This window comes from Pseudomonas sp. 1L-B-1-E-C1 (genome assembly GCF_057291835.1).
Genome location: NZ_JBXAWN010000007.1, coordinates 235,775 through 247,482, shown reverse-complemented (window position 1 = coordinate 247,482; position 11,708 = coordinate 235,775). Strand labels below are relative to the sequence as shown.

The following is an 11,708-nucleotide window of genomic DNA, read 5'->3' as shown; positions in this document are numbered from 1 at the left end:
AGGCCACCGTCACGGGCCATATCAAAGGCCCAATTTGCATAGCCCGACGCAACTCTGCGTTGGTGAATCAGGAATTCCATATGGACCGCGTGCGAAATTTACTGGAACAGATCCAGAGTCGCCTTGAAGAGCTGAACAAGGCCGAACGTAAGGTCGCCGAGGTGATCCTGCTCAACCCGCAGCAGGCCACCCGCTTCAGCATCGCCGCCCTCGCCCAGGCCGCCTCGGTCAGCGAACCGACGGTCAACCGTTTCTGCCGTTCATTCGGTGTCAGCGGTTATCCCGAACTCAAGCTGCAATTGGCCCAGAGCCTGGCCAGTGGCGCGGCGTATGTCAGCCGCGCGGTCGAGGCCGACGACAATCCCGAAGCCTACACGCAGAAGATTTTCGGCAGCGCCATCGCCTCCCTGGACAGCGCTTGCCAGGCGCTGGACCCGAACCTGATCAGCCGCGCCGTCGACCTGTTGATCCAGGCGCGGCAGATCCACTTTTTCGGCCTCGGTGCTTCGGCCCCGGTGGCGCTGGACGCGCAGCACAAGTTTTTCCGCTTCAACCTCGCGGTCACCGCGCATGCCGATGTGCTGATGCAGCGGATGATTGCTTCGGTGGCGCACACCGGTGAGCTGTTCGTGATCATTTCCTACACCGGGCGTACGCGCGAACTGGTGGAAGTGGCGCGGATCGCCCGGGAGAACGGCGCGTCCGTGCTGGGCCTGACGGCGGAGAATTCGCCGCTGGCCAAGGCCAGTACGCTGAGCCTGAACATTCCGCTGCCGGAAGACACCGACATCTATATGCCGATGACCTCGCGGATCATTCAGTTGACCGTGCTGGATGTTTTGGCGACGGGGATGACCTTGCGCCGTGGCGTGGATTTCCAGCCGCATCTGCGCAAGATCAAAGAGAGCCTGAATGCGAGCCGGTATCCGGTCGGGGATGAGTTCAATTAGGACGCTTCGCGTAAAAGATCGCAGCCTTCGGCAGCTCCTACAGGAACGCATTCCAAGGTAGGAGCTGCCGAAGGCTGCGATCTTTTGATCTTCAGGCCGCCGCCCACGCCTGCAAACTTAAATGCGCCTTCTCCCCCGGCGCCAAGTGCAGACTGTCGGTGCCGCCCGCCGCCGCTTCCACGCAAACGAATTCCGATACTTCGTCCCAGCTCACCCCCAGCAACGGCCGCGCGCCCGGATGCCAGACGACGGTGTCGCCACTGTCACCGGTATCGATGCACAACTCGCGCTGCCAGGCGTGATCCTTGAGCTGCAATTCGCCGTCATGCTGGAACACCCGCTGGCAGCCGCCATCGACGCGCAACTCACCTTCCTGCTGGCAAACCTGACGGTTCAACTGGTCATAACCCTGCGCGCCTTCGAGGCCAGACAGCGCTATCTCACCAACATCGCCAATACGCCAGTAAGCGTGCAAAGCCTGGCTCAACTGGCACGGCATGTCGTCCTGATGCTCAGTGCTCAGGCGTAATTCCATGCGTTCGCCCAGATGCGCGTGCAGGTCAACCTGCCAATCGCACAGCTGCAATTGCCAGTGCAGGCGCACGCCATCTTCAGCGCTGCTGCTGTCGAGCAACTTCCAGTCAAGCAGTCGCGCCCAGCCATGGGACGGCCAGGCATTTTCGCTCGGATGACGTCCATACCACGGCCAGCACACCGGCACGCCACCGCGGATCGCGCCGACATGCGGCCACTTCGCCGCGCACCACAACCACGGCTTCTGCCCGCGCGGTTGAAAGTGCAGCAACTGCGCGCCCTGACGACTGAACACCGCCTGACACAGCGGATGATCGATCACCAGCACGTCGCGCATCTGATAGCGCTCCCAGGCGAACACCGGTCGCTCGCGCAGGGACTTGAAGAAGCGTTGCAGCGGATGCTCATGCATTTGCCACGATCCTGAAATCATTGGGCTGCGCCTCGCCCCAAAAAAAAGCGGACAGCCTGGGCTGTCCGCAAAATGCGCACATAGAGAGGAGCTTATCGCAGACGCGTCAGAACGTTGACTGAATTTTCAGGCCAGCGACCAAAGCGTTATCGACTTCATCCACACCGCCCGGATGGGTGATGTATTGCAGGTTGGGACGCACGGTCAGCCAGTTGGTGACGTGGATGCCGTAGTTGAGCTCGTAGTTGTATTCAGTTTCACGAATCGGCGAGAACGCGGCGTTGTCGTAGTCGGACACACCGTTGGAAGCGTTCAGCAGTTCAGCGTTGCGCTTGACGTCCTTGTTGACGTGGATACGCGCCGCGCCGATGCCGATGTCATCCTTCGGACGCGCATCGAACGGGCCTTTGTAGACAAACATCACCGACTGGTAGTTGTCGATGAAGTTGGTGTCCTTGTCGTGGAAGGTCGCGTTGGCGGCGATGTTCAGACCGCGAGTAGCATCACCGTTGTGGCTGGTGAGTTGTTGTTGCGCGACGAACCAGTAGCCGTGCTTGCTGCTGTGCGACTTGTAGTCGTCACCAGTGGTTGCCGCGTCGAAACCGTTGACGTCTTCGCGAACATCGTCGGCATCGGCCGTGCTCTTGTAGTAACCGACGCGGTATTCGCCCGGCAGGCTGTTGACCTTCGGCGACCAGACCAATTCAACCGGCAGCACGGTACCCTTGGTGCCGCTGCCGCTGAGCTTGAAGCCGTTGCCGTGTTCCAGCTGCGACGGGTTCTGGTTGTACGCGCCGATCTGCGCGTAGAGCTCGTCGTTGATGTTGTACTTCACACGGATCGCGGCCTGGCTGACTGGCCAGTTGTACCAGATGTTGGTCGCCCAGTTACCCACTTGCGAACCGCAGAACGCGAGGTTCTGGAAGTCGCACGGGAAGGTGTTGAAGTCTTCGCCTTCGCCGAAGTAACCGGCCTTGACGTCGAGCTTGTTGTCGAAGAACTGGTGTTGGATCCACAGTTGGGTCAGACGCACCATGTGGCCACGGCCGTAGACTTCCTGCGAGGAGCTGAGGGTGCCGGCACGCGGATCGCCAACGCGGTCGTTGGAGATGTTGTAGCCGTTACGGTTGGTCAGCTGGATTTTCGCTTGCGTGTTGTCCCAGCCCCACAGTTTCTGCAGGTCGAGGGCCACGCCGAGGCCGAACTGGTCGCTGTAGCGGCCGGTCTTGTCGTCGTCATAACCACCGTGCAGGTTGGCGCCCATCTCGCCAACGTAGTCGGCCTTGATGTCGATACCCTGCTCGATCAGCTTGGTGCGCTCACCGCCCCAGTCGCCGGTCATCCATTTGGAGTCGGAGCTGAAGGCATCCGCCGCCATTGCATTACCGGCCAGCACCAGTGCAGCTGCCGCAGAAACCTGGCAGATCAACCGGGCATTGACGTGTTTCTTTTTCATCCCTACATCCTCGTCTTTATTGTTATTAACTGTTTTTATCTAACGCGGTTTACATAAAGTGCGGTGCTCGACAGGCCGGGCACCGCTTGCCCCCTGTGGGAGCGAGCCTGCTCGCGAATGCGGTTTTACATTCAACATCTCTGTCGACTGATACACCGTCATCGCGAGCAGGCTCACTCCTACACTGTTTTTCAGCGCCCTTTGAATTGGGCGACGTTCGCAGACCGCGCATCGGTCTGCGGTTGGCCGGCAGTGCCGAGGCGCTCGCCGGTATTGGCGTCGAACAACAACACTTTCGATGGATCGAATTGCAGCGTCAGGCTTTCGCCCACCTGCGGTGCCACGTCCGGCGCCAGTCGGCAGCAGACTTTGGTGTCATTCAGATTGACGAACACCAGCGTGTCCGGACCGGTCGGCTCCGTGACCTGCACTTCCGCGCGGATGCTTGGCAGACCATTGCCCTCGCCGTTCGCCAGACAGATCTGCTCCGGGCGGAGGCCGAGGATCACTTCGCGGTCTTCGAGCCCGGCGTCCTGCGTGCTCATCGGCAATTCACAACGCGCCTGACCGCTGTCGAGCAGCGCCAGCAGACGACCGTCCTTGCGCTGCAAACGCAGGGGGATGAAGTTCATCGGCGGCGAACCGATGAAGCTGGCGACGAACAGGTTCGCCGGGTCGTTATAGATGTCTTTCGGCGTACCGAACTGCTGGATGATGCCATCCTTCATCACCGCGACTTTGTCGCCCAGGGTCATCGCTTCGATCTGGTCGTGGGTCACGTAGACCGTGGTGGTTTTCAGGCGCTGGTGCATCAGTTTCATTTCGGTGCGCATCTCGACGCGCAGCTTGGCGTCGAGGTTGGACAGCGGTTCGTCGAACAGATAAATCTTCGGACGCCGCGCCAGGGCACGACCCATCGCCACGCGCTGTTGTTGACCACCGGAGAGCTGGCCCGGCTTGCGATTGAGCAGGTGTTCGATCTGCAACAGCTTGGCCACGCGGGCGACTTCTTCGTCGATCGCCGCCTGCGGCATCTTGCGGATCTTCAGGCCGAACTCGATGTTCTCGCGCACACTCATGGTCGGGTACAGCGCGTAGGACTGGAACACCATGGCGATGTCGCGATCCTTGGGGCTCATGCCGCTGACGTCCTGATCACCGATCATGATCGCGCCGCCGGTGATGGTTTCCAGACCGGCGATGCAGTTCATCAAGGTCGATTTGCCGCAGCCCGACGGGCCGACGAGGATCAGGAATTCACCGTCCTTGATCGACAGTTCGATGTTCTTCAGGGTGTCCGGCAGGCCGGCCCCGTAGGTCTTGTTTACGTTGCGAAGTTCAAGCGTAGCCATGATTACCCCTTGACCGCGCCGGCCGTCAGCCCGCGCACGAAATACTTGCCTGCGACCACATAGACCAGCAGGGTCGGCAGGCCGGCGATCATCGCCGCTGCCATATCCACGTTGTATTCCTTGGCGCCGGTGCTGGTGTTGACCAGGTTGTTCAGCGCCACGGTGATCGGTTGCGAATCACCGCTGGAGAACACCACCCCGAACAGGAAGTCGTTCCAGATCTGGGTGAACTGCCAGATCAGGCAGACCATGATGATCGGCGTCGACATCGGCAGGATGATGCGGCGGAAAATCGTGAAGAACCCCGCGCCATCCAGGCGCGCAGCCTTGACCAGCGCATCGGGAATGCTCACGTAGTAGTTGCGGAAGAACAGCGTGGTGAACGCCAGACCGTAAACTACGTGGACGAAGACCAGCCCGGTGGTAGTGCTCGCCAGGCCCATCTTGCCGAGGGTGAACGAGGCCGGCAGCAGCACGGTCTGGAACGGCAGGAAGCAGCCGAACAGCAGCAGACCGAAAAACAGCTGCGAACCCCGAAAGCGCCACATCGACAGCACGTAACCGTTCAACGCACCGATGGCGGTGGAGATGATTACGGCGGGTACGGTGATCTTGATCGAGTTCCAGAAGTAGCCGTCAACCGTGGCCCAGGCCTTGACCCAGCCGATGCCGCTGACCACGGTCGGCCAGCTCAACAGGTTGCCGGTGCTGATGTCTTCCGGCGTCTTGAAGCTGGTCAGCAACATGACCACCAGCGGCACCAGATAGAGAAACACCGCGAAGATCAGCACCGCGTAGATCGCGATGCGGCTCAAGCTGATGGCGGGTTTGGCAGCGAGACTAGTCATTACGCTTGGTCCTCAGCTCGGAGTACAGGTAAGGCACGATGATCGCGAGGATCGCACCGAGCATCAGAATCGCACTGGCCGAGCCCATGCCCATCTGGCCGCGACTGAAAGTGAAGGAATACATGAACATCGCTGGCAGGTCGGAGGAATAACCCGGGCCGCCGGCGGTCATTGCCGCAACGAGGTCGAAGCTCTTGATCGCGATGTGCGCAAGGATCATCACCGCACTGAAGAACACCGGACGCAGGCTTGGCAGTACGACTTTCCAGTAGATGCGCGGCATGCTCGCGCCGTCGATCTGCGCGGCACGGATGATCGATTGATCGACGCCACGCAGGCCGGCAAGGAACATCGCCATGATGAAGCCCGAGGCTTGCCACACAGCGGCGATCACCAGGCAATAAATCACGCGATCGGGGTCGATCAGCCAGTCCAGACGGAAGCCTTCCCAGCCCCAGTCACGCAACAATTTGTCCAGGCCCATGCCCGGGTTGAGCAGCCATTTCCACGCGGTACCGGTGACGATCATCGAGAGCGCCATCGGGTAGAGGTAAATGGTGCGGATAAAGCCTTCGCGACGGATGCGCTGGTCGAGGAACACCGCCAGCAACACGCCGATCACCAGGGTGATGCCGATGAACATGCCGCCGAACACGGCGAGGTTCTTGCTCGCCACCCACCAGCGATCGTTGTCGAACAACCGCGCGTATTGCGCCAGACCGGCCCACTTGTAGTTGGGCAGGAAGGTCGACGTGGTGAACGACAGAATGAACGTCCACAGGATGTAGCCATAGAAGCCCACCAGCACGATGAACATGCTCGGCGCCAGCACCAGTTTCGGTAGCCAGCGCTGCAATGCATCGAACGGCGAGGCCTTGCTGAACACAGCAACAGAACTCATGGGGAAATCCACAATAAGATTACAAACATCTTCCCTTGTGGGAGCGAGCCTGCTCGCGAAAACGCTGTGTCAGTCGACGGATGTAGCAACTGACACGACGCCTTCGCGAGCAGGCTCGCTCCCACAGGGTCGAACCTGCTTTCGGTTATTTAGCCGACTGAACTGCCGCGCCAAGTTTCTTCGCAGCATCGGCCGGGTCGGCTTTCGGGTCGTTGATGTAGTTGGTGACTACGTCAAAGAACGCGCCCTGCACCGCCAGCGTGGTTGCCATGTTGTGCGCCATGCTTGGTTGCAGGCCGCCGGACTTGGCGTCCGCGAGGAAGTCCTTGGCAGCGGTCTGTGCGCAGGAATCGAAGCCGAGCTTGTCCATGTTGTTCAACATGTCGTTGCGAACAGGGATCGAGCCTTTGTTGATGCTGAAGACTTTCTGGAAATTCTCACCCAGCACGACTTTGGCGATGTCCTGCTGACCGGCCGCAGTGCCTGCGTCCTTTTGCTTGAACACGGCCAGCGAGTCGATGTTGTAGGTGAACGCCTTGTCGGTGCCCGGGAACGCTACGCACTCGTAGTCCTTGCCGGCGACTTTCTTGGCGGCGGTCCATTCGGACTTGGCCCAGTCACCCATGATCTGCATGCCGGCCTTGCCGTTGATGACCTTGGCCGCTTCGAGGTTCCAGTCCTGACCCTTGCCGTCAGCGTCCATGTAGGTCGCGACTTTCTTCAGTTCGGTGAGCGCCTTGACCATTTCCGGGCCGGTCAGCGCCTTGTTGTCGAGATCGACCAGGGCTTTCTTGTAGCCATCCACGCCCATGACCGAGAGCACCACCGCTTCGAACACGGTGCTGTCCTGCCAAGGCTGACCGCCGTGGGCCAGCGGAATGAAGCCCGCGGCTTTCAGCTTGTCGCCGGCCGCGTAGAACTCTTCGAGGGTGGTTGGATTCTTGGTGATGCCGGCTTTCTTGAAGACTTCCGGGTTGATCCACAGCCAGTTCACACGGTGAATGTTCACCGGCACGGCCACGTAATCACCGTCGTACTTCACGGTATCGGAGACTTTCTTGTCGAGCAGACTGTCCCACTTTTCCGACTTGGCGACGTCTTTCAAAACGTCAGTGTCGAGCAGACCGGTCGACGCCCATTCCTGGATGTCCGGGCCTTTGATCTGGGCGACGCCAGGCGGGTTGCCGGCAACGGCACGGCTCTTCAGCACGGTCATGGCAGTCGCACCGCCACCACCGGCGACAGCGCCGTCCTTCCAGGTGAAACCGTCTTTTTCGACTTGGGCCTTGAGCACATCGACAGCGGCTTTTTCGCCACCGGAAGTCCACCAGTGCACGACTTCGACCGAACCTTTGGAGTCGGCAGCGGAGACACTGAGCGGCAGGATTGCGAGCGGGAACAGGGAGGCGACAGAAATGACAGTAGCGAGGCGAGAAATCGCATTCATTCGAGATGTACCTTTCTTGTTGTTATGCATTGCAAGTCTGGTGCTTGCGCTGCACGGAGTTTAAACAGAGCGTTTCGCTTCGCAGGTAACGAAGGGACGCGTAAATGTCACGACATGGTTACACAGGAACAGGCCGAGATAACCGCGCCAAAGCCGTGGCCATGCTCGGCGCCAGCGGCAACCGCGGAATCAGCACAGCCTGCCAGGCGTGATACAGATCGGGCTTGCCCGGCCAGATATCGGCACTGGGCACATTCTGCGGATTGAGTTCGTGGTGCCAGCTGCCGTTGCAGCGGTCGATGAAATTCGTCTCACAGAATTCCCAGAACAGTCGGTACCAGGTTTCGTATTGCGCGTCGCCGGTACGTTTGAGCAAGGCACTGGCGGCGGCGCTGGCTTCGGCATGCGTCCAGTGCAGGCGATGGCGAACGACGGCCTGGTTATCCCAATCGAGGGTGTAGACGATGCCCGGCGCACCATCGACATCCCAGCCGTTGCGGCAATTGTGTTCGAAGAGTTTCTGCGCATCGGTCGCCAACCAGCCCGGCGTCAGCATGCCAGCCTGCACCCGCGCGGCTTCAAGATGCAGCAGCAAGCGCGCCCATTCGAAACCATGGCCCGGCGTGGTGCCGTAAGGACGGAAACCGTCAGCAGGATTGTCGTGGTTGTAGTCGCGTAGCGGCTGCCAGTCGCGATCGAAGTGTTCGATGACCATGTAATCATTGGCCGCCGCGTGACCGTGGATCACCCGCTCGACGATGCGCTGGGCGCGCACCAGCCAGCGCGGATCTTCGGTGACATCAGCCAGCGCGAGGAATGCTTCGGTCGCGTGCATGTTGCTGTTGGCGCCGCGATAGGCTTCTTCTTCGCTCCAGTCGCGATTGAAGAATTCGCGCATGGCGCCCTCTTCTTCGCTCCAGAAATAAGTGTCGATGATATCGATTGCGTCATCGAGCAAGGCCTGGGCGCCGGGCCGTTGCGCGACCACGGCGGAACTGGCGGCGAGCGCGACGAAGGCATGCAGATAGGCGTTCTTGCCGGTGTTGTCGTCGCGGTGCCGGGCAACTGCAAACCAGCCACCGTGCAGCGCATCACGCAGCGGCCCGCGCAGAGCGGCGATACCGTGATCGATCAGCTCGGCGAACCCCGGCAGCCCCTGAATGTGGGCCATGGCGAAGCTGTGGGTCATGCGCGCGGTGTTCATGGTTTCGGCTTGCGCGTGCGCCGGCAGACGGCCGCGCTCGTCGAGGTTGCCGAAACCTTCTGGCAGCTTTGAGGCCTTGGCAAAATCCAGCAGACGCAGGCCTTCGGCGGCGAGCCATTGCTGGTGGGCAGGCGCGTTCAGCCAACTGCTGAAGTCTGGGTGAAAGGTGTCCATGGAGTGACCCTTTTTTGTTGTTAGGACTGCGGGCAGTCTAAACAACGGGCCGGGGCGGGCTTGTAACGAAGGGGACGGTGTTTGTCACTGGCTTGTGACATTAGCAAAGCGAAGTCAAAAGATCGCAGCCTTCGGCAGCTCCTACATGGAAACGCATTCCAAATGTAGGAGCTGCCGAAGGCTGCGATCTTTTGATCTTCAATCAACCGAACGCGGCAACTGCAACGTCACCCGCAACCCACCTTCACGCAGGTTCTGCAACGTCACCTCGCCGCCATGGCTATGGGCAATGTTGCGCGCAATACCCAGACCGAGTCCGTAGCCCTGCTGCTGCCCCGCCAGGCGGAAGTGCGGTTCGAACACCTGCTCCAAGCGCTGCTGCGGCACACCCGGCCCTTCGTCGTCGACGTGCAAAACAAACGCGCTGTCATCGTCATCGATGTGCAGATGCGCGTTCTGCCCGTACTTCAAGGCGTTGTCGATCAGATTGCCGATGCAGCGCTTTAGCGCCAGCGGTTTGCCCGGATATGCCGACAGCGCGCGGCCATGCTGGGTCACGCGACCATTGCCGTTCGGCGCCAGGTACGGCTCGACCAGACAATCGAGCACGTGATTGAGATCCACCGGCTCGATGTTCTCGTGGATGTCGGTGTCTTTCACGCATTGCAGCGCGCCTTTGACCAGCAGCTCCAGCTCATCCAGATCGCGGCCGAACTTGGCTTGCAGCTGTTCGTCTTCGAGCAGTTCGACGCGCAAGCGCAAGCGGGTGATCGGCGTGCGCAAGTCGTGGGAAATCGCGCTGAACAACTGACTGCGCTCGGTCAGGTAACGGCTGATGCGTTCGCGCATGGTATTGAACGCGCGGCCGACTTCGACCACTTCACTGCCACCGCCCTCCGCCACTGGCTCGACGTCGGCGCCCAGCGACAGATCCCGCGCCGCCCGCGCCAGACGCTTGAGCGGCCGGCTCTGCCAGTGCACCAGCAGGCCGATGAACAACAACAGAAAACCGCTGGTGAGGACGATAAACCACACCTGCTGCGCCGGCAGGCCTTGCTCTTCAAGACTGGTGTAGGGCTCGGGCAGCAACGAGGCGATGTATAGCCACTCGCCCGGGGCCATCTGAATTTGTGTGACCAGCACCGGCGGATTCACCGGTTCCAGGGTCAATGCGTAATGCGCCCAGGAGCGCGGCAATTCATCGAGTTTCAGCCCGGCGTTGAAAATGCGCAGGTCTTCGGGGCTGACGAAGGTCACCGAAATATCCGTGTCATGGCCCAGAGACTGGCGCAGCACTTCGTCCACCGCCTGCATCACTGCGGCCTTGCGCGGCGTTACCGGCAGCACGTCCATGCCCAGCGGTTTGTCGTTGAGGGTCACGACAAATCGGGTGCCGCCCATGCTGCGCAATTGATCGAGCACCAGCGGTCGATAGGCGACGGGCAAGGAACGGAAATAGCTGACGCTGGCGGTCATCGAATGCGCCAGACTGCGGGCGCTGGTGACCAGACCTTCGAGTTGAGTGGCGCGCAGTTGCGAAACCCAGATCACGCTCGACAGCGTCTGTGCGAACAGCACCGCCAGCAGGGTCAGCAGCAACATCCGTCCGAGCAATGAGCGCGGCACCGGCACGCGGCTGGCGAACTTGCGCAGCGCCTCAGTGAGCATTGCCGGCAACCACATTGGCTGCCAACTGATAACCGCTGCCACGCACGGTGCGGATCAGCCGTGGCGGTTTTTCGGTGTCGCGCAGGCGTTGACGCAAACGGCTGACGGCCATGTCGACGATGCGATCGAGCGGCATCAGATCGCGGCCACGGGTGGCGTTGCCGATGGTGTCGCGGTCGAGGATTTGCTGCGGGTGGTCGAGGAACAGTTTCAGCAGAGCAAAATCGGCGCCGGAAAGAATCACTTCCTCGCCGTCGGTGTGGAACAGCCGATGACTGACCGTGTCCAGGCGCCAGTCGTCAAAGGCCAGCACTTCACTGCCGCTGCGTTCGTGGGCGAATTGCGCGCGGCGCAGCAGGGCCTTGATTCGCGCTTGCAGTTCGCGCGGGCTGAACGGTTTGCCGAGGTAGTCGTCGGCGCCGAGCTCCAGACCGATCACGCGGTCGGCTTCGTCGGAACTGGCGGTCAGCATGATGATCGGCACCTGCGCCTGACGCGGATGCTGGCGCACCCAACGGCACAGGCTGAAACCATCTTCGTCGGGCAGCATGACATCGAGGATCACCAGATCGCTCGGCGCTTCGTTGAGCGCCTGCCGAAAACCGGCACCATCGGCGGTGGCCCGCACCTGAAACCCGGCGCGGGTCAGGTAGGTTTCCAGCAACTCGCGTATTTCCTGGTCGTCATCGACCAACAATATCGACTTGTTGACTGAGCTCACTTCGAAGGCATCCTTGTTGTTGGAGTTGGGGCGGATTATGC

10 protein-coding genes are annotated in these 11,708 nt (G+C 60.7%); 1 reads left to right on the top strand and 9 read right to left on the bottom strand.

Going from position 1 to position 11,708, the window contains the following annotated elements; genetic code table 11:
* Window positions 1-89 precede the first annotated feature (89 nt).
* Complete coding sequence (locus AC0Z4S_RS14460) at window positions 90-950, top strand: MurR/RpiR family transcriptional regulator (protein ID WP_169842436.1); 861 nt, start codon at window positions 90-92, stop codon at window positions 948-950.
* Window positions 951-1,041: 91 nt separating this feature from the next.
* Here AC0Z4S_RS14460 and AC0Z4S_RS14455 read toward each other — a convergent pair whose 3' ends face one another.
* From AC0Z4S_RS14455 to AC0Z4S_RS14415, 9 genes are all read right to left on the bottom strand, one after another.
* Window positions 1,042-1,896 (bottom strand): D-hexose-6-phosphate mutarotase, encoded by an 855-nt coding sequence (locus AC0Z4S_RS14455; protein WP_073472039.1) that lies wholly within the window; start codon window positions 1,894-1,896, stop codon window positions 1,042-1,044.
* Window positions 1,897-2,002: 106 nt separating this feature from the next.
* The gene (locus tag AC0Z4S_RS14450; RefSeq protein WP_471878027.1) at window positions 2,003-3,352 is read right to left on the bottom strand and encodes a carbohydrate porin; all 1,350 of its coding nucleotides are present in this window, start codon (window positions 3,350-3,352) and stop codon (window positions 2,003-2,005) included.
* Window positions 3,353-3,543: 191 nt separating this feature from the next.
* Window positions 3,544-4,704 carry an ABC transporter ATP-binding protein gene (locus AC0Z4S_RS14445; protein ID WP_485623498.1) on the bottom strand — a complete coding sequence of 387 codons (1,161 nt, stop codon included), beginning with the start codon at window positions 4,702-4,704 and terminating at the stop codon, window positions 3,544-3,546.
* A 2-nt stretch (window positions 4,705-4,706) separates the two neighbouring features.
* Entirely contained in the window at window positions 4,707-5,552 is an 846-nt protein-coding gene (locus AC0Z4S_RS14440; protein ID WP_042607262.1) for a carbohydrate ABC transporter permease, read from the bottom strand.
* Window positions 5,545-6,453 carry a carbohydrate ABC transporter permease gene (locus AC0Z4S_RS14435; RefSeq protein WP_485623496.1) on the bottom strand — a complete coding sequence of 303 codons (909 nt, stop codon included), beginning with the start codon at window positions 6,451-6,453 and terminating at the stop codon, window positions 5,545-5,547. The genes AC0Z4S_RS14440 and AC0Z4S_RS14435 overlap by 8 nt, the downstream gene beginning before the upstream one ends.
* Before the next feature lie 145 nt (window positions 6,454-6,598).
* Window positions 6,599-7,900 (bottom strand): ABC transporter substrate-binding protein, encoded by a 1,302-nt coding sequence (locus tag AC0Z4S_RS14430; protein WP_024014061.1) that lies wholly within the window; start codon window positions 7,898-7,900, stop codon window positions 6,599-6,601.
* Between the two features lie 118 nt (window positions 7,901-8,018).
* Window positions 8,019-9,278 (bottom strand): D-mannose isomerase, encoded by a 1,260-nt coding sequence (locus AC0Z4S_RS14425; RefSeq protein WP_485623495.1) that lies wholly within the window; start codon window positions 9,276-9,278, stop codon window positions 8,019-8,021.
* Window positions 9,279-9,476: 198 nt separating this feature from the next.
* Window positions 9,477-10,946 (bottom strand): ATP-binding protein, encoded by a 1,470-nt coding sequence (locus tag AC0Z4S_RS14420; RefSeq protein ID WP_039758121.1) that lies wholly within the window; start codon window positions 10,944-10,946, stop codon window positions 9,477-9,479.
* Window positions 10,936-11,667 (bottom strand): response regulator, encoded by a 732-nt coding sequence (locus AC0Z4S_RS14415; RefSeq protein ID WP_039758123.1) that lies wholly within the window; start codon window positions 11,665-11,667, stop codon window positions 10,936-10,938. Before AC0Z4S_RS14415 ends, AC0Z4S_RS14420 begins: the two co-directional genes overlap by 11 nt.
* Window positions 11,668-11,708: the final 41 nt, after the last annotated feature.